The 18,548-nt window shown below is 40.7% G+C and carries 15 protein-coding genes; 7 read left to right on the forward strand and 8 right to left on the reverse strand.

Annotation, left to right across the window (positions count from 1 at the left end; translation table 11 throughout):
- Positions 1-108 precede the first annotated feature (108 nt).
- A complete protein-coding gene (gene cynS / locus H6G92_RS08390; protein WP_190892753.1) occupies positions 109-549 on the forward strand; it encodes a cyanase in 441 nt (146 codons plus the stop codon).
- 187 nt (positions 550-736) lie between these two features.
- Positions 737-1,642 (forward strand): DNA-methyltransferase, encoded by a 906-nt coding sequence (locus tag H6G92_RS08395; RefSeq protein WP_190892754.1) that lies wholly within the window; start codon positions 737-739, stop codon positions 1,640-1,642.
- A gap of 73 nt (positions 1,643-1,715) precedes the next feature.
- Here the strand turns inward: H6G92_RS08395 and H6G92_RS08400 are convergent, their stop codons facing one another.
- Together H6G92_RS08400 and H6G92_RS08405 are read right to left on the reverse strand one after the other, a co-directional pair.
- The gene (locus H6G92_RS08400) at positions 1,716-1,928 is read right to left on the reverse strand and encodes a hypothetical protein (RefSeq protein WP_190728355.1); all 213 of its coding nucleotides are present in this window, start codon (positions 1,926-1,928) and stop codon (positions 1,716-1,718) included.
- A 215-nt stretch (positions 1,929-2,143) separates the two neighbouring features.
- Entirely contained in the window at positions 2,144-2,356 is a 213-nt protein-coding gene (locus tag H6G92_RS08405) for a helix-turn-helix domain-containing protein (protein WP_190893017.1), read from the reverse strand.
- 538 nt (positions 2,357-2,894) lie between these two features.
- Between H6G92_RS08405 and H6G92_RS08410 the strand changes: the two genes are divergently transcribed.
- Both H6G92_RS08410 and H6G92_RS08415 read left to right on the forward strand, forming a co-directional pair.
- Positions 2,895-3,950 carry an SGNH/GDSL hydrolase family protein gene (locus H6G92_RS08410; protein ID WP_190892755.1) on the forward strand — a complete coding sequence of 352 codons (1,056 nt, stop codon included), beginning with the start codon at positions 2,895-2,897 and terminating at the stop codon, positions 3,948-3,950.
- Between the two features lie 89 nt (positions 3,951-4,039).
- Positions 4,040-4,402 carry a DUF4864 domain-containing protein gene (locus H6G92_RS08415; protein WP_190892756.1) on the forward strand — a complete coding sequence of 121 codons (363 nt, stop codon included), beginning with the start codon at positions 4,040-4,042 and terminating at the stop codon, positions 4,400-4,402.
- Between the two features lie 25 nt (positions 4,403-4,427).
- Here the strand turns inward: H6G92_RS08415 and larE are convergent, their stop codons facing one another.
- Together larE and hrmK are read right to left on the reverse strand one after the other, a co-directional pair.
- Positions 4,428-5,258 (reverse strand): ATP-dependent sacrificial sulfur transferase LarE, encoded by an 831-nt coding sequence (gene larE, locus H6G92_RS08420; protein WP_190892757.1) that lies wholly within the window; start codon positions 5,256-5,258, stop codon positions 4,428-4,430.
- 141 nt (positions 5,259-5,399) lie between these two features.
- Complete coding sequence (gene hrmK, locus H6G92_RS08425; RefSeq protein WP_190892758.1) at positions 5,400-7,238, reverse strand: hybrid histidine kinase/response regulator HrmK; 1,839 nt, start codon at positions 7,236-7,238, stop codon at positions 5,400-5,402.
- A 205-nt stretch (positions 7,239-7,443) separates the two neighbouring features.
- Here hrmK and H6G92_RS08430 point away from each other — a divergent pair, with 205 nt between their 5' ends.
- Positions 7,444-8,310, forward strand: coding sequence for a branched-chain amino acid ABC transporter permease (locus H6G92_RS08430; protein WP_190892760.1), 867 nt, complete (start codon positions 7,444-7,446; stop codon positions 8,308-8,310).
- 21 nt (positions 8,311-8,331) lie between these two features.
- Here the strand turns inward: H6G92_RS08430 and psaX are convergent, their stop codons facing one another.
- The 3 genes from psaX to lipA are packed head-to-tail and all read right to left on the reverse strand — an operon-like array spanning position 8,332 to position 9,557.
- On the reverse strand, positions 8,332-8,469 hold the full coding sequence (gene psaX / locus H6G92_RS08435) for a photosystem I protein PsaX (RefSeq protein WP_190892762.1): 138 nt from the start codon (positions 8,467-8,469) through the stop codon (positions 8,332-8,334).
- Between the two features lie 28 nt (positions 8,470-8,497).
- On the reverse strand, positions 8,498-8,647 hold the full coding sequence (locus H6G92_RS08440) for a hypothetical protein (RefSeq protein WP_190892765.1): 150 nt from the start codon (positions 8,645-8,647) through the stop codon (positions 8,498-8,500).
- A complete protein-coding gene (gene lipA / locus H6G92_RS08445; RefSeq protein ID WP_190893020.1) occupies positions 8,637-9,557 on the reverse strand; it encodes a lipoyl synthase in 921 nt (306 codons plus the stop codon). Before lipA ends, H6G92_RS08440 begins: the two co-directional genes overlap by 11 nt.
- A 350-nt stretch (positions 9,558-9,907) precedes the next feature.
- On the opposite strand from lipA, the gene H6G92_RS08450 reads away from it, so the two are divergent.
- Positions 9,908-10,561: a response regulator gene (locus H6G92_RS08450; RefSeq protein WP_190892766.1), complete on the forward strand. Its 654-nt coding sequence runs from the start codon at positions 9,908-9,910 to the stop codon at positions 10,559-10,561.
- Between the two features lie 589 nt (positions 10,562-11,150).
- Entirely contained in the window at positions 11,151-16,826 is a 5,676-nt protein-coding gene (locus tag H6G92_RS08455; RefSeq protein ID WP_190892768.1) for an ATP-binding sensor histidine kinase, read from the forward strand.
- A 171-nt stretch (positions 16,827-16,997) separates the two neighbouring features.
- Here H6G92_RS08455 and H6G92_RS08460 read toward each other — a convergent pair whose 3' ends face one another.
- Entirely contained in the window at positions 16,998-18,389 is a 1,392-nt protein-coding gene (locus H6G92_RS08460; RefSeq protein ID WP_190893023.1) for a cytochrome P450, read from the reverse strand.
- Between the last annotated feature and the right edge of the window lie 159 nt (positions 18,390-18,548).

Raw genomic sequence — 18,548 nt, forward strand, 5'->3', positions numbered from 1 at the left:
ACCAAGGGCAGCATTAGAAGAATTTTTGAGCTTTCTGTCTAAACACAAAAGGTAGACTGCGATCGCCTAAAATAAACTTTAATTACAATTCACTATAGGAGTTATCAGGTGTCTATTCCCGAAATTACTCAAAAGCTATTAGCCGCGAAACAAGAAAAAAAACTAAGTTTTGCCGATTTGGAAAAAGTTCTCGGACGTGATGAAGTATGGATTGCTACTTTATTCTACCGTCAAGCTAGTGCTTCCGAGGAAGAAGCTAAGTTACTAGTTGAAGCATTGGGGTTAGATGCTACTTATATTAAAGAGTTGACTGAATATCCTGTAAAAGGATTAGGCCCAGTTGTACCAACTGACCCATTGATTTATCGTTTCTACGAGATTATGCAAGTTTATGGTTTCCCCATTAAGGAAGTAATTCAAGAAAAGTTTGGTGACGGGATTATGAGTGCCATTGACTTTACCTTAGATATAGAAAAAGAAGAAGACCCCAAAGGCGATCGCGTTAAAATCATTATGTCTGGCAAATTTTTACCATACAAAAAGTGGTAGTGTTTGAGTCTGACTTATTTCAGGAGTATATTCTTATCCACATGGATTACAAAGTTAATATACTCCTCTGCGTTACTTTACGCTTTCCTCCGCATCCCTCTACGTTAAAAAATAACTTTTAAAATTAAATACTTGGACAATACCAAAACAAGTTATAAATATAAAAAACGAAATAATTTTATCACTCTTGCAAGAAAAACCAATAACACCACCAAAAGAAATAATTTTTAATCCCTATTATACTCAGCATAACGGAGCAGCATATTTAGGTGATAGCCTTAAACTTATTAAATTCATTGATGATAATAGCATTAATTTAATTATCACATCACCTCCATTTGCTCTGACACGAAAAAAAGAATACGGTAACGAAACTGCTGAAAAATATATTGAGTGGTTTCTACCTTTTGCCTATGAATTTAAAAGAGTACTGGCAGATAATGGCTCATTCGTACTAGATTTAGGTGGCGCTTACCTTCCTGGCAATCCCGTGCGGAGTATCTACCAATACGAACTTTTAGTTAGATTATGCAAAGAAGTAGGTTTCTTTCTTGCTCAAGAATTTTACCACTATAATCCGGCTCGACTGCCAACCCCTGCTGAGTGGGTGACAATCAGGCGGATTCGTGTGAAAGACTCAGTAAATACAGTTTGGTGGTTGTCTAAAACACCGAATCCTAAAGCAGATAATAGAAAAGTTTTAAAGCCCTATAGCCAAAGTATGAAGCAATTACTCAAAAATGGTTATAAGGCTAAAATACGTCCTAGCGGACATGATATTTCTGATAAATTCCAAAAGGATAACCAGGGTGCAATTCCGCCAAATCTACTAGAAATTGCTAATACTGAATCGAACAGCGCTTATTTACGACGCTGCAAAATAGCAGAAATGAGACCCCATCCAGCACGTTTTCCGCAAGGGTTCGCCGAGTTCTTCATCAAATTCTTAACTGATGAAGGTGATTTGGTATTAGATCCATTTGCAGGTTCTAATACAACGGGTTTTGTTGCTGAGACTCTGCAACGCCAATGGATATCGTTTGAAATTAATGAGAATTATGTAATGGGAAGTCGTTATCGATTTAGCCAATAACCAAATTATGTGAGGAGTTAGGAGTCAGGAGTTAAAATTTATAACTCATAACTAGTAACTCATAACTACTCAATTAAATTTCTCCATTCACTTGCATTTGATGAACTTGATCTGCTAGCTCTTGACGACCTTGATCATCTAGTTTGTCAATAGCTAACATCCCCATGAGAATAACTTCTTTCAGGGTCAAACGTGTAGAATGTGCCTGTTTTTGCACAATCTCCTTAATAATGGGACTGACACCAATCGCTGTACTAGCTCTAGCCACGGAAGAAAAGGAAAACATTAATGATTCAGCCTAAATCTTAGCACTTTCAATGAGGTTATTCTATAGAGGTAAAACTTAATTTAAATGTGTTTCAACTCATACTTCAATGAGTAAACATACATTTTAAATTACGTGTAGTGAGTTATGAAATTATCGGTATGGCAAACCTAATGCTTGCTCTTTGAGGACACACCGTCGTATGATATCAATATTCTAAACAGTTAAACTTTTGCCTATTCCTCTATAATTTCCACTAAATCTTCAATCCTCACATCAAAAGTGCGAGCTAATTTGTGGATAGCAGTAAAGTCAACTGTCGTCATACCAGGACGACGCGCATAACTTCTAACTGTGCTATAAATTACCCCAGAACGGTCAGAGACTTCTTTTAGTGTCCATCCTTTCTCTTCTGCTAGTTCTCGAATTTTTAATCTGACTAATCCCATATTTGATAAATGATGCATTTGCATCGCTCAATTTCATATGAGAAATTAAAAAGCGTAGACGTATTCGCGCAGCGTTTCGTAGAGAAACGGCATGTCGTCAGACATCGCTTCTCTGTCTAGTAAACTTTCATGCGATCGCTACACTTTTACTGAGATATGGAAACCTGAAAACAAATGCTTATTCACCATACTAGCAACATTAAAAGCAAAAACCTCTGTCCTGAGATACTCAAAAATCACCCATTAATCGCTGAGTTTGCAAACACTTATAATATTTGTGACAACTGAGTTATAGAAACTGGTCAGCTGATGAAAAAAGTGCTTTCAGTAGAAGTATTCTCACAAATAAGATTTGTATACTACCGGGAAAACCGTAATTTAAAGAGATCGTGAATTGTCAAATATAATCTCGTAAACACGCTTTACAGAACTACACAGTTTAAATAAGAATAATAACTTAACCGAAGTAAAATTTTCCTGAATACAGGCAACTAATGCTGTCATAGGGAAAAGCAGTGAGTAGAGGAGAGACAAAGCGATGAAGGACCCTTATCTGTTGGCAGCAGGCTTGTTAACAGGATTGGCAATACCAGCATCGGCTCTCCCACATCTGTCTATTGTCCTGCCAGAAAATTCTAGATTCCTGTGGGATTTAAAACAGGGTTCGCAGGCAATAGTTAGTACAAAAATTATCAATAGCGTTGATCTCTCCTTACCGGAACTCAGCGGTCAAGTGTTGCAACCCCTAAAAAGTTTGCAGCCAACAGTAGGTGAGAAAAACGTCCCTAGCGTACCAGAATTCAGCAGTCAGGGATTACCAGCCCCAACAGAGTCATCACTCAACGCCAGTGCCCAAGCAGCTGGTGTCTCACTAACATCTGGCAATCAACTTTACTACCAAAGATTAGCGGCTCTGAAAACAGGTCAGATTTATACACGCGTAGATAGTGATAATTTGCAATCATTGTGGGAGTCGATCAAGAAACGTCAACTAACTTATGATGACTGGAAAAGTTTATTAGCTTTAGAAGCTAGAGCGATCGCTCAAGGTCAAGGTGCAAATCATCTGAGTATCTTAGTTGGTGATTCTTTGAGCATGTGGTTTCCTAGTGAAAAACTTCCTGCTGGAAAATTATGGCTCAATCAAGGCATATCTGGAGATACTTCCAGTGGCGTTTTAAAAAGATTGGGGGCATTTTCGACAACGCGGCCGAATGTGATTTACGTTATGGCTGGGATTAACGACTTACGAAAAGGCACTAGTGATGACACAATTGTGCGTAATTATCGCCGGATTGTCCGTCGTTTACGGCAGACTCACCCAAAAGCTCAAATCATTGTCCAATCAATTTTGCCTACTCGCCTAGCAAAGCTTTCCAATAGCCGCATTCGTCACATCAACACACAACTAACCCAGATTGCCAAACAAGAAGGAGCTAATTATCTAAATATTTATAGCTGGTTTACGGATATGGAAGGTAATTTGCGTCCTGAGTTAACCACAGATGGGTTGCACCTGTCTCAAGAAGGTTATGATGTGTGGCGCTCGGCACTACAGCAGATAGAGTACAAGCTGACTCAGCGTGAAAATTGAGCGATCGCTTCTCCAGAAAACGCTACACCAATGCCGACGCTTGAAGCAATGTCTACGACGGGCTGCGCCTACACAATTTTAAATTTTTTATGGAAGTTACTGACAACGATGCCATCACTATACGTTCTCTAATTGAACGCCAATTGGCAGCCTTTAACAAGGATGATGCCCAAGGCGCTTTTGCCTTCGCCAGTCCGGCAATTCAGGCACAATTTGGAACCCCAGAAAATTTTATACAGATGGTCAAAATAAGCTACCCAGCAGTATACCGTCCTCGTTCTGTCTTTTTTGAGAAGATAACAACCATCCAGGGAAACATAACTCAGCCAGTGCTACTACTAGCTCCTGATGGAGTTCCCTTTAGAGCTTTATATTTTATGGAAAAACAGCCAGAGAATACCTGGAGGATTAACGGTTGCTTTCTAGTTTCCGTAGAAAGTAAAGAAGTATAAATTATATCTTCATACAACCAAAATTTTATAATTTAACGCTCAAGGCTTCCCGATTCAAAACCTGATTTAACTTGCCGCTGCGATAACCTTCTAAATCCAGGGTTACGTAAAGAAATCCGAAATCCTGAAATGCAGAAACTACTTTCTGTAAATCCGTAGTTAACACAAACTCTTTAATTTGTTCTGATGCCAATTCAATGCGTGCTGTATCTCCTTCTGATCGCACGCGTAAATTCTGCCAACCTAGCTTTCGCAGGAAAATTTCTGCTCTACCAACTCGTTGTAACTTAGCTACAGTAATCTCTTCCCCATAAGGAAACCGCGAACTCAGACAAGGTTGAGCAGGTTTGTCCCACCAAGGTAAACCGAGTTGTTGCGAAAGTTGGCGAACTTCAACTTTGGTGACAGCCACTTCTGCTAAAGGCGATCGCGCACCTCTTTCTTTCGCCGCCTGAATTCCTGGGCGATAATCGTGCAAATCATCGGCATTTACCCCATCCACTACATAGGGATAACCCAACTCTAAAGCTAAAGGTTTGAGAGTGTCGTGCAACTCACTTTTACAAAAATAACAGCGGTTAACAGGGTTAGAAGTGTAATTGGGATTTTCCATCTCGTGAGTCTGGACGATTTTATGGGGAATCCCAATCGTTGCGGCTTGAATTTTGGCATCTTCCAACTCTTCTGGCAATAGCGAAGGAGAAACAGCCGTGACAGCCAAAGCGCGATCGCCCAATGCATCATAAGCAATTTTGGCAACCAAAGTGCTATCAACGCCCCCAGAGTAGGCAATCAACGCCTGCTCCATTTCTTGAAATAAAGCTCTTAATTGCTCAAATTTTTCTGTCAGCATCATTTCCCAATCCTGCCCAAACCCAATAGCACCCAACAAATTCTATTGTAGTCATTTGTTATAGGGCATTGGGCATTGGGAAAGAGGCACAAGAGTTCAGAGGAGAGGGATTTTCCTTGTGTTCTTTGCTCCCCCTCATCTCGCTCATCTTCCTGCTTCCCCTACTATTGGTAGTTTGCTGTATTTAGCTATCAGACTGGCTAAAAGTGGCAAATCAATCGGTTTAGAAATATAGTCATCTACTCCAGCTGCTAGACAAGTTTCGCGATCGCCTTTCATTGCCATTGCTGTTTGGGCAATTACCGGAATCGTCCGATATTGCTGATTTTCTCGCAGTTGTTGCACCAAATTAAGACCATTTCCATCTGCTAGATAAACATCCATTAAAATCACCACTGGGTCTAACTGTGTTAGAGCTTCCCACATCTCGCTAGCATTCTTAACCCAAGTGACCTGATATCCCAATTTCTGTAGATAAATTTGCATCAAATTAGCGTTGGGTAAGTCATTTTCTACCAGCAAAATGTCTACAGAAGAACTAGGGGTGAAAGGCAAAGGAAATGAAGAGTATTTTGGTTCCTCATCTCCCTTATCTTCCCTCACTGCCACCTCTTGCTTAAGGGGAAGTACGAGGGTAAAACGGGAGCCACGATCTACTTCAGATTCCACTTTCACAGAACCACCGTGAATTTGGGCGAGTTTCCGAGTCACGGCTAAACCCAAACCAGTGCCTTCAGCACCAGCAGCGACAGCCTTGGCAATTTGGAAATAGGGTTCAAACAGTTGAGCCTGGTCTTCTTGGGAAATGCCAGAGCCAGTATCCCAAACTGTAAAATGCACAAATACACCTTTAGGAGCAACTTTTAAGCCAACACTTCCTTTGCTGGTGAACTTTAAGGCATTGAAGAGTAAATTCAACAGCATTTGCTTGAGTCGTAAGGGATCGGCTACTAGGGTTGTAATATCAGGTTCAAGTTCTAGGCACAGTTTCAAACCTTTATTAGCGGCTTTCTCTTTCACCAGTGCGAAAACATTGCTACACAGCAGTGGCACATCAATTGTTTCCCACTGCACTTCCAGCTGGTTTGCTTCAATTTTGGAGAGATCCAAAATATCGTTAATCAGAGCTAGCAAGTGCTTACCGCTAGATTGAATGATATTTAAATACTCTTGCTGGCGTTCTTTACTTGGTTCGTACCCTTGGGCTAAAAGCAGGTGGGTAAACCCAATAATAGAACTAAGAGGTGTACGAATTTCGTGGCTGGTGTTTGCCAGAAACTGATTTTTGAGTTGATTAGTGCGCTCCAATTCTTGATTAGAGTTACTTAACTGTTGATACCGTTGCTGCCAAGACAGGATCTGTCTAAGTTGTACCAAAGCTGTAGTACAGTGTTTAGCAGACCTTGCCATCAATTGTGATCTGAGTTGAGCCTGTGATTTTATGAGCGACTCACGATCTGAGTTTAGGGGTGCTGCGGCGATAATTAGCCAGCCCATGACGTTGCCAGAATCATCAGCTAACCGCCAAGCACTTGGTATTTGTTGATTCTCAAGCTGCTGTAAATCTTCGAGTTCTATAACCTCTTGCAGTCTCAACAGCAGCTTTTTTTCTGCTGTCAGCAATTCTAGAAATAAAGGTTGTGATTTTGGGGATAGAGAACAAGAAACATAGCAAACTGTGGCAACAGTTTCTTGTGGTTGAAACAGAGCGATGCCTACGGCACAATCTGTAAACGCCAAATTACTGCTGTGCACAGCACTGTTAATCTCATTGACCACGGTTTGGAGAATTTCTGCTTCTGCGGCTCCTGCCTGTGGGACAGTGTTACAAGCAGAAAGCAGGCAATCATTAAGGTGACTTTGCAACTGGTTCAAGCTGCTCTCCAGCCACAACTTGGCGCGAAGTTGCTGAATTGTTGTCAAAAGTTTTGGCGTTGCATCTATCTGTGAGTTCTGGTCTGGTAAGCTTGAGTACTGCTGCATGGTCAACTAGACCGCTGAACAAGTTTAGCTTCGCATAAAAATCCGAAAAGGATTCTATGTATATTAGCGGACAATTCTTTTTTATTTATAAACCATAACTTATGTTGTTATAAACCATAACTTATGATGTTGAATTTAGCAGCAATTCCAAAAAAATTATTATATGAACCACTGACCTAAAATTTGTTAAAGCAACTTAAGGCTTATGGATACACAATTCGCCCAACTAATCGTTAATGGGATTGCGGTGGGGAGCATTATTGCTCTAGCGGCAGTCGGACTCACTCTTACCTACGGGATTCTACGGTTATCTAACTTTGCTCATGGTGACTTTCTAACTTTAGGAGCCTATCTGACTTGGCTGATAAACACTATTGGAGTCAATATTTGGCTGTCAATGATCCTGGCGGCGGCGGGAACAGTAGCAGCAATGCTGTTATCGGAAAAGTTACTGTGGTCAAAGATGCGCTCTATCCGTGCTACTTCCACTACGCTGATTATTATTTCTATCGGACTTGCCTTATTTCTTCGTAACGGCATTATTTTTATCTGGGGTGGCAAGAACCAAAATTATAATCTACCTGTTACGCCAGCTTTAGACATCTTTGGCTTAAAGGTGCCGCAAAATCAATTATTAGTATTGGGTTTGGCGGTGCTAGCAATTTTGGCGCTCCATTACCTGCTGCAAAATACCAAAATTGGTAAGGCGATGCGAGCAGTTGCTGACGATCTGGACTTAGCCAGAGTCTCAGGTATCAATGTTGACCGAGTAATTTTCTGGACTTGGCTAATTGCCGGCACTCTTACCTCATTGGGCGGAAGTATGTATGGATTGATTACAGCCGTGCGTCCAAACATGGGATGGTTCTTAATTTTACCATTATTTGCCTCAGTAATTCTTGGTGGGATTGGCAACCCTTACGGTGCGATCGCAGCAGCTTTTATTATTGGCATCGTCCAGGAAGTCAGCACCCCTTGGCTGGGTTCACAGTATAAACAGGGTGTAGCACTATTAATCATGATTTTGGTGCTGCTCATTCGTCCCAAAGGTTTATTCAAAGGAACGATTTGAGCAGCACCATTCCACTTCTAACTATTCAATAATGTGGAAATAGTAGGCTGCCACCAAAAAATTGATAGCTAACAATAACACTGCCCAAGCTGTGCGATAGGCGTAGGGAGGTTTAGCTCCACTGTCGGCAACTGGGGAATTCTTCGTTTTAGCAGTCATAATGCGATTCTCCTAATGTCAGGACTTTTTAAGAAATACCAAACTGGTGTACCAAATACCCAAATTCTTTAAGAATATTTGTGTGAAGTTGGGAATTGGGCATGGGACATTGGGCATTGGGAAGATATTCTCCCTTGTCTCCCTTGTCTCCCTCATTCTCCCACTCTCTACTCCCCACTCCCCACTCCCTCCTCTCCAGCATGATAGGAACTGCGAACCAGAGGCCCAGAACGGACATGGTTAAATCCCATTTCCCATGCTAATCTGCCGAGTTGCTCGAATTCCTCTGGAGTCCAATATTTTTGGACTGGCAGATGTTCAAGAGTTGGACGCATATACTGCCCGATAGTCAAGCGATCGCACCCCACAGACCTTAGATCAGCCATTGTTTCAACGACTTCATCAAGTGTTTCTCCGTGTCCCAGCATCAAACCTGATTTAGTGGGAATTGTCGAATCGATTTCTTTGACCATAGCCAATACCGAGAGCGAGCGATCGTACTTGGCTCCCCGGCGCACTGGCCCAGTTAGCCGTCGCACTGTCTCGATATTGTGATTAAAACAAGCTGGTTTGGCTTTTACAATCATCGCTATCCGCTGGCGCTGACCTGGCTCCCCAACACCAGCACCACCCCAAAAATCTGGGGTCAGCACTTCAATTTGAGTCTCTGGGTTCAACTGGCGGATAGTCGCGATCGTCGCCACAAAGTGCCCTGCACCCTGATCGGGCAAGTCATCACGCGCTACAGAAGTCAGCACCACATAACGTAATCCCAAAAGCTGCACCGCTTGTGCTACCTTTTGGGGTTCCTCTAAATCAAGAGGCATTGGTGCATGACCTTTATCTACTTGACAGAAAGCACAAGAGCGTGTGCAAGTAGGCCCCATTAGTAAGAAAGTTGCAGTTTTTTGGGCATAGCACTCCCCCCGGTTGGGACAGCGTCCTTCTTCGCAAATCGTGTGAATTTGGCGCTGCTTAATAATGCGTTGTACGGTAGATATTTCACTGGCTTTGCCAATAGAACGACGTAACCAGCTGGGCATTGCCCTAATTTCAGACTTTAGTTCGGCTTGTTGTGACGAAATCATAGACATCCAAGCAAGATGCGGATATAGAGTACTGGTCTGTCAATTAACAAATGATAGATAAAAATAGACGCAGGGAGCGGGAGACACGGGGACGCTCTTGATGAAGTCACCATCTCTCAGTATCCTCATGTCCCTTATGCCCTAGAGCAAAGCTAAAGCCTTAAATATCACCATGACATAAATTGAAAAGAGCGCAAGCAAAAGTTTTGTAAAACACCTCTAGGAATGTCATTTATACCGAAATATACTATCCCCCAATTCCTAGAAATTTTGTATATAGTGGGAGGATTCTCAAGGACAATCAGCAAAACTGCTATTTACACTTAAAGTTTCTGTTAGAGCAAACAGTCGTGGCAAGCAACAAGATTTTAGTTATCGATGACACTACAGTTGTCAGGGTAAAAGTACGAGAAATGTTGCCTCCGGGCAATTTTGAGGTACTGGAAGCAAAAGACGGTTTGGAAGGACTAAATTTCATCCTTCAGGAAAAACTCAGCCTGATTATGCTGGATTTCCTGTTACCTAAAATGAGTGGCTGGGAGGTTTTCCAGAAAGTTCAAGCCGATCCGGAGTTAAGGAAAATTCCTTTGGTGATCATGTCTGGTCGCAAGGAAGAGGTGACTGAGAAAATCACAGAACCCTTTGAATACTTTGAATTTCTGGGTAAGCCTTTTGATCAAAAGCAACTAATTGGCGCGATTAAGTTAGCTATGGCCAAGGCGAAACAGCCACGCCCAGAACTAGTCGCAGTAGGAGCAACATCTGCTGTCAAAAATAGCATAGCTGCAACTGTTAGTGTCGCTAATATTACAGTAGCAACCCCTAGTGCTGTAAATACTGCGATGCCTGCGGCGGCAAGCAACGCAACCCCTAGTAGCGGGGGAGTCTCTGACACAGACATTAATGCGTTGAATGAGAAAATTGTCAAAATGCAAGCTGAAATCGATGGCTTGAAGAAACAGCTAACTCAAGTTGTGACTTTTATTAAACAAAAAATCAAGTAGCATTTGTACTCGTTATTATTATCGCAGCCGAAAATACCCCGTCTCTAATAACGGGTGTCCGATTAAAAGCGGGTAAAAATAGTTAGTTCAAAAACACTTATGTTCACAAATCATCATTGACAACAAAATTCAAAATAGGAAAAATAACTAGCAATTATCTGCGCCTATATAAATTTTGAATTTTGAATTTACCGTTTGAGCTGCGTCTTCGTAGTAGAAGAGGTTGACAATCTAACAAAGCAGCCCTAAACCCACTAAACCTGCCACAGTTTGCTCTTAAGCTAAAGAGAACGGCAGGCTTTTTTGTGCTACATCCAAAATCTACGTCAAAACTTGATAGCTAATCCACAAATTGAAAGCAGAAATAAAAGCTATTTAACAAAAAATTATTGTAGTAATATCTTTGTAAATCTTATGCTTTGATGCCAAAATTAGCCTTTCCAGAATTATATAGTTCAAGATGAGATATCCAGTAAAAAATTACATCTTAATAATACAAATTAAACAAAAAAATCCTATTCTTTGATATTGATAGTCTTCACACGGGAATACTAAGGCATATAAACAAGAATTATGAGCATAGTCACCAATGCAAGTACTGTTAGATACATTGTATTCCTCTCCTGGCTATCAGATTACGGAGCAAATCTACTCAGGCAGTAAAACCCTAGTTTATCGGGGCATTAGAGAACAAGACCAAAAATCGGTGGTTCTCAAATTGATGCGGAATGAATATCCTACGTTCGCGGAAATCGCTCAGTTCCGCAATCAATATGTCATTATCAAAAACCTTGATCTTCCTGGCATAGTCAAAACCTATAGCTTAGAAAGCTACCGTAACAGCTACGTCCTAGTAATGGAAGATTTTGGCGGCATTTCCCTCCAAAACTGGCGACTGGACAACAAGGGGAAAGATGAAAACAGGGTTTCCCTAGATGAGTTTTTCCACATTGCCATTAAAATTGCTTCTACCCTGGAAGGATTGCATCGCGATCGCATCATTCATAAAGACATCAAGCCTGCCAACATCCTGATAAACCCTAGTACAGATGAAATAAAACTCATCGACTTTAGTATTGCCACTCTGCTACCAAGAGAAATTCAATCTATCACGAATCCCAACGTCTTAGAAGGCACCCTAGCTTACATTTCCCCAGAACAAACGGGAAGGATGAACCGAGGTATTGACTACCGCACTGATTTTTATTCCCTCGGTGTCACCTTTTTTCAACTCCTTACCGGAGAGTTACCTTTCACCACGAAAGATCCGATGGAGTTAGTTTACTCTCACATTGCCAAACAACCGCTAAAAGCCTGCCGGATTAATTCCAATATTCCGCCAATTTTGTCTGACATGATCAGCAAGTTGATGGCAAAAAATGCCGAAGACCGCTATCAGAGTGCTTTGGGATTAAAGCATGACTTGGAGGTGTGCCAAAATCAGTGGAAAGAAACAGGAAATATTGCACTCTTTGAACTAAGTGTGAGGGACATCTCAGACCGTTTTGTAATCCCTGAAAAACTCTATGGTCGCCAAAGTGAAGTTGAAACCCTACTCGCTGCTTTTGGGCGCGTAGCAGATGGGGCAACAGAAATGATATTAGTTGCAGGTTTCTCTGGCATTGGCAAAACTGCTGTAGTCAATGAAGTCCAAAAACCTATTGTGCGGCAGCGTAGTTACTTTATCAAAGGAAAATTTGACCAGTTTCAACGTGACATTCCCTTATCAGGATTGGTGCAAGCTTTTCGAGACTTAATCGGGCAACTACTCTCAGAAACTGATGCCCAAATTCAACAATGGAAAGTCAAAATCCTGCGGGAATTGGGTACACAAACTCAGGTGATTAGTGATGTTATTCCTGAACTAGAACAGATTATTGGTAAGCAGCCTCCAGTTACAGAAATCTCTGGCAGTGCTGCCCAAAATCGTTTTAATTTATTGTTTCAAAAATTCATCAAAATTTTTACAACTAAAGAACATCCCCTAGTTATCTTTCTCGATGATTTGCAGTGGGCAGATACGGCCTCTTTGAAATTAATTCAGTTATTAATGTGCGAAAGCACGCTGTCTTCTCTTTCAGAAGAGGCAGAACATATGCGGGAAAATAAGGGGAGTTTATTGTTAGTTGGTTCGTATCGAGATAATGAAGTTTCAAAGGCACATCCGCTTTATTTGACACTACAGGAGATTAAAAACGCAAAAGCAATTATTAATACGATCACTCTTACACCTTTAAACCAAGGCGATTTAAATCATCTAATTGCTGATACTCTCCATTGTCCTGAATTAATTGCTGTTCCTCTGACACAGATGGTGTTTGCCAAAACTAAAGGCAATCCCTTCTTTTCTGTCCAATTTCTGAAGTCTTTACACGATGACGGGCTAATTGTATTAAATTATGATGTTGGTTATTGGCAGTATGATCTTTCAAAAGTCAAAGAATTAGCTCTCACAGATGATGTAGTAGAATTTATCGCCCTACAAATAGAAAAATTGCCAATATCTACCCAAAAAGTTCTGAAACTGGCTGCCTGTATTGGGAATCAATTTGACTTAAAAACTCTGGCGATCGTCAATGAAAAATCTGTAGTAGATACAGCATCAGATTTGTGGCAAGCATTACTTGATGGGCTAGTTCTACCACAGACTGAAAATTTCAATATCTTTTCAAAAGATAATACTAATCAAGAATTCATTGTTCATGGAATAGAATCTACACAATTTTCAAATTCTAATTTACAGTTACCTAAGTATAAATTCGTACATGATAGGGTACAGCAAGCCGCTTATTCTTTGATTCCTGAAGAACAAAAAAAGCCAATTCACTTAAAAATTGGGCTACTGTTATTGAACAATATTCCAGTTGTAGAACAGGAAGAAAAGATATTTGAGCTTGTCAATCAGTTTAATATCGCAGTAGAATTCATCTCTCCTCAAGTGAAACGAGATGAACTGGCCCAGATGAATCTAATTGCTGGACGTAAAGCTTTAGCTTCAACAGCTTATCCCGCGGCCGTTAAGTATTTAACTACCGGCATCCAATTACTGGCAGGTAATAGCTGGGAGACAAAACATCATCTTACCCTGGCTTTATATGAGACTGCGACAGAGGCAGCATACCTAGCTGGCAACTTTGAACAGATGGAGGAATTGGCAAAGGTGGTGTTGGTACGTAAAACACTGCTAGAAAAAGTGAAAGTTTATGAAGTCAAAATCCAGGCTTATGGGGCGCAGAACCAAGCACTGGAGGCTGTAAATACAGCCCTAACCTTTTTGAAACTTTTGGGTGTGGAGTTTCCTGAGAATCCAGGACAGTCTGATATTCAGCTAGCAATGGCGGAATTAGCATTAAATCTGAACGGCAGGCGCATTGATGACTTAATGAACCTACCGGAGATGACAGATGCCCAGCAGATAGCAGCTATGCGTATCCTATCAGCTGTAACTGCTGTGACCTATTCAGTTACTCCCGAACTATTTCCGCTGATTGTTATTAAACAAATCAACTTATCACTCAAATATGGTAATACTTCCTCGTCTGCTTATGCCTATGTTGCTTACGGAGTAATTCTCTGCGGAGTAGTGGGAGATATTGAATCTGGCTATCAATTTGGCAAATTAGCTTTGAGCCTCTTAGTTAAATCCAATGTTAAAGAAGTTAAAACTAAGATCATGATGGTATTTTATACAGCTATCTGGCATTGGAAAGAGCATACTAGAGAAATATTAAAGCCTTTGCTTGAAGCTTATTCTGCCGGGCTAGAAACTGGAGATTTAGAACATGCAGCCTATTGTCTTAATAATTATTGCTACTCTACATATTTTATCGGTAAAGAACTGACAGAGTTGGAACGCGAGATGGCAACTTACAGCAATGCCATCAGACAAATCAAGCAAGAAACAATATTTAACTGGAATAGCATATATCAGCAGAGTACTTTAAACTGGCTGGGAAATGTTGTAAATCCCTGTTATTTGATCGGTAAAGCATATAATGAGGAGATAATACAGCCGCTTCATCTTCAAACCAATGATGCTATAGGACTTTTATATTTATATTATAATAAATTGCAATTATGTTACTCATTTCATGAGTTCCCTCAAGCGGTTGAAAATGCTGCTTTGGCAGAAAAGTATTTAGATGGTGGTATAGGACAGCTAGTTTTTCCTCTTTTCCATTTTTACGATTCACTGGCTAGACTTGCAGTGTATTCTGAGGCATCTGCTTCTGAACAAAAGCTTATTCTTGATAAAGTACAAGCTAATCAGGAAAAGATGCAAAAATGGGCACATCATGCCCCCATGAATTATTTACACAAATATTATCTTGTAGAAGCTGAACGGCATCGAATTAGAGATCAATATATTGAAGCAATGGAATCGTATGATCATGCTATCTCCCTTGCGAAAAAACATGAGTATATCAACGAAGAAGCTCTTGCTAATGAACTTGCGGCTAAATTTTATCTAGAGTGGGACAAAGATAAGATTGCCCAAACTTACCTAACTGATGCCTACTATAGCTACGTTCGCTGGGGAGCGTTAGCCAAGGTTGACGATTTGGCAAAACGCTATCCCCAATTACTGGCTCCTATATTTCAGCAAGAAAAACTGAGTATCCATTCCAGCGAGGAAAACACTTCTTTTAATAACACATCTATATCATCTTTATCTACCCTGAGTAATCAACAAACTGTTATTGGTTCGAAAACAAGTATTTCTGACTCTCTGGATTTAGCTGCATTCATTAAAGCATCTCAAGCACTCTCTGGGGAAATCGAGCTTGAGCGACTACTTTCTACTTTGATGGAAGTTGTTATGGAAAATGCAGGAGCCTCTAAATGCGCTTTAATTTTAAGCGAAGGTGATAACTTAGGATTAACTGTCACGGCGATTTGTTCAAGTTCAAATTTTGAGCATACCTACACTGAGTTTCCATCAACTTGCCTTGAGTCAAGCTATGATGTTCCCATTACTTTGATTAACTATGTTAAACGCTCTAGAGAAATCTTAGTTATTGATGATGCAATGGCTGTTTCTTTTCTAGTAGGTGATAGCTACATTGTTAGTGAAAAACCTAAGAGCTTATTGTCTATACCTCTTCTAAATCAAGGTAAATTGATTGGGATTCTTTACCTAGAAAATCATCTAACAACAGGAGCATTTACACGCGATCGCGTAGAAGTTCTTAAACTCCTCACCACTCAAGCAGCAATATCACTAGAGAATGCTATTCTTTATAAAAATTTGGCACAAGCTAAAGAAAGCTTGGAAGAATACAATCATAGCCTGGAAGAAAAAGTCCAGGACAGAACACAGGAAATTAACCACAAAAATCACTGTTTAGAAGAAGCTTTACAGGAATTACAGCGTACTCAGATTCAATTGATTCAAAGTGAAAAAATGTCTTCTTTAGGACAAATGGTTGCGGGGATTGCCCATGAAATAAATAACCCTATTAACTTTATTCATGGCAATATTAATCATGCTGGTGAGTATGTTCAAGACTTGCTAGATTTGATAGTTGTTTATCAGCGGGAATATCCCCTTCCTTCGCCTTTAGTTGAGGAGAAAGCTGAGGAGATTGATATAGATTTCCTAGCAAAAGACTTGCCAAAGATTCTAGATTCAATGAAAGTGGGGAGTTCGCGTATCCGGAATATTGTTTTGGGCTTACGCAACTTTTCTCGACTAGATGAATCTGAGATGAAGCCTGTAGATGTTCATGAGGGAATAGACAACACTTTAATGATTTTGCAGCACCGGCTTAAAGAAAAGAGTAATTTACTGGAAATTGAAGTCATCAAAGAATACGGAAAATTACCGGAAGTTCTTTGTTACCCTGGTCAACTAAATCAGGTGTTTATGAATATACTTAGTAATGCGATCGATGCTTTAGAAGATTCATTTGCCATTGAGCATCCATTATTGGTAAATGACAAAGAACAAATAACAAAAGACATAGACGCTTCAGCAGCTTCTCATAAAGTAGGAAAAATTCATATCTTTACTGAAATAACAGATTCTAATACAGCGGTAATTCGGATTGCAGATAATGGTTCTGGTATGACAAAAGCAGTTCAGCAGAAAATCTTTGACCCATTTTTCACCACTAAGTCGGTAGGAAGTGGCACGGGGTTGGGGTTGTCGATTAGCTATCAGATTATTGTGGACAAACACAAGGGTCGTTTAACCTGTGATTCCTCATTAGGAAAGGGGACTGAGTTCGTGATTGAGATCCCGATGCAACAGTCAGATATCTAGACTAGTAACACTTCTTTTAAAATACAAAGTTGGGTTAAGTGAAGCGAAACTTAACATTTGGAAGTTTGTCGAGTTTTGTTTTGCTCTACCCAACTGATAATTCTAAAAACCCAGTTTGTTATAACAAACTGGGTGGTTGCTAAGACTCATCACAACAACTCTGACAAGCTACTAGGATACGGGTGTAGTTGTCATATTAACTAAAGACTCTTGACGCGCACGTCGTCCTGTAATTACCATCTTGACTCCACTGGCAGGTCCAAGGGTAAAACCTCGACGCTGAGGTCGCTCTGGATGCTGATCAGCTAGCGCCAAGTTGTAGCGTGACAAAACGGTTGCTAATACTAGCTTCATTTCAAATATAGCCAAAGCTTCACCAATACAACGACGCGCACCACCGCCAAAGGGCAGGAATTCATAGGGAGAAAATTGACGTTCAACAAAGCGCTCTGGTTGAAACTCTTTGGGCTGGGGATATAAATCCTCTCGTTGATGAGTGAGATAAATACTGGGAAGCAGTACAGTTCCAGGCTCTAAAGGATGTCCCAATAATTCAACGGGTTCTTGCACTACTCTGGGAAACGAAAACATTGTAACGGGGTGAATTCGCAAGGTTTCATTACAGACAGCTGTGAGATATGGCAGTCGGTAAATGCTCATAGGGTCTGGGGAATCACCGAGAGTGTCCAGTTCTTGGAGTAGTTTTTCATGGACTAAAGGCTTTTGGTGAATCCAGTACAATCCCCAAGCCATTGCCGATGCCGTAGTTTCATAACCGGCAAGTATTAGGGTTATTAACTGATCGCGCAACTCCTGAGCCGTCATCGGTTGGCCTGCTTCATCCCGACATGATATCAGCAAAGAGAGAATATCGATGCGTTCTGGATCAGGTTGTTGCTGACACTCGGCAATTTCAGTGTAGAGAAATTGATCAATTTGCTCTCGATTGCGTAGGAACTTTCCCCAAGGACTCCAAGCTCCTAAATCCTGTTGCAAGAATGAGAAAAAGAATAAACTAGAAGTGAAAGGTGACTGAAAAAGCTCTAACAGCAACGGCAATAGTTGTCTAAGTTTTTGAATTTTTTCTCCCTCAGACAAACCAAAGATAGCCTGTAAAATGACTTGCTGGGATATATCCTGTGTTAGATTACGTGCTAGAAAGGGCTTATTTAGTGGTAACTGACTAAAGATTTTTTCAGACACATTACAGATTAGCTGACCATAGGCTTGCATCCGCTCTCCATGAAAAGAGGGTGTCACCAGTTGTCGTTGGCGCTTGTGGCGATCGCCCTCCAGCATCAGGACTGAATAACTCCCCAAAATCGGCTGCAAAATTCCGTTGAGTTCCCCAACGGCTGTAAACTTCTTTCTATCATTAGTTAATATTGCCTGGATTGCTTTGGGATGGTTCACAAAGACTACTGTGTCACCAAAACCGATTATCTTACCAGTAAAAATATCGGGATACTGTTGAGCTGCATTTTCCATATAGCTAACAGGGTCAATAACCCATTGAAGCTTTTGTAGCAATGAAGGAGTTTGCAGAGGATTAGGTAGCTGCATTGAATGTTTCATTATGAAATTGTGCTAATTTACCGCCCTCATCTTTAGAGTAATAAGTGGCTATTCACTTTTGATGTTTAAATGCTCCAATCTAAGAACTACAAGCAGCAAAAAGTATAAGTTAAATGCGCGACAGTTTCCTACTTTACTTAGAAAGTT

It is taken from the genome of Nostoc foliaceum FACHB-393, assembly GCF_014698505.1.
Taxonomy (GTDB): domain Bacteria; phylum Cyanobacteriota; class Cyanobacteriia; order Cyanobacteriales; family Nostocaceae; genus Nostoc; species Nostoc foliaceum_A.

Coding starts and splice junctions, on each gene's coding strand:
- H6G92_RS08415 (WP_190892756.1), top strand. CDS start 4,040: ATGGAAGTTACTGACAACGATGCCATCACTATACGTTCTCTAATTGAA.
- H6G92_RS08400 (WP_190728355.1), bottom strand. CDS start 1,928: ATGTTTTCCTTTTCTTCCGTGGCTAGAGCTAGTACAGCGATTGGTGTC.
- H6G92_RS08430 (WP_190892760.1), top strand. CDS start 7,444: ATGGATACACAATTCGCCCAACTAATCGTTAATGGGATTGCGGTGGGG.
- larE (WP_190892757.1), bottom strand. CDS start 5,258: ATGATGCTGACAGAAAAATTTGAGCAATTAAGAGCTTTATTTCAAGAA.
- lipA (WP_190893020.1), bottom strand. CDS start 9,557: ATGATTTCGTCACAACAAGCCGAACTAAAGTCTGAAATTAGGGCAATG.
- psaX (WP_190892762.1), bottom strand. CDS start 8,469: ATGACTGCTAAAACGAAGAATTCCCCAGTTGCCGACAGTGGAGCTAAA.
- hrmK (WP_190892758.1), bottom strand. CDS start 7,238: ATGCAGCAGTACTCAAGCTTACCAGACCAGAACTCACAGATAGATGCA.
- H6G92_RS08460 (WP_190893023.1), bottom strand. CDS start 18,389: ATGCAGCTACCTAATCCTCTGCAAACTCCTTCATTGCTACAAAAGCTT.
- H6G92_RS08455 (WP_190892768.1), top strand. CDS start 11,151: ATGCAAGTACTGTTAGATACATTGTATTCCTCTCCTGGCTATCAGATT.
- H6G92_RS08410 (WP_190892755.1), top strand. CDS start 2,895: ATGAAGGACCCTTATCTGTTGGCAGCAGGCTTGTTAACAGGATTGGCA.
- H6G92_RS08405 (WP_190893017.1), bottom strand. CDS start 2,356: ATGGGATTAGTCAGATTAAAAATTCGAGAACTAGCAGAAGAGAAAGGA.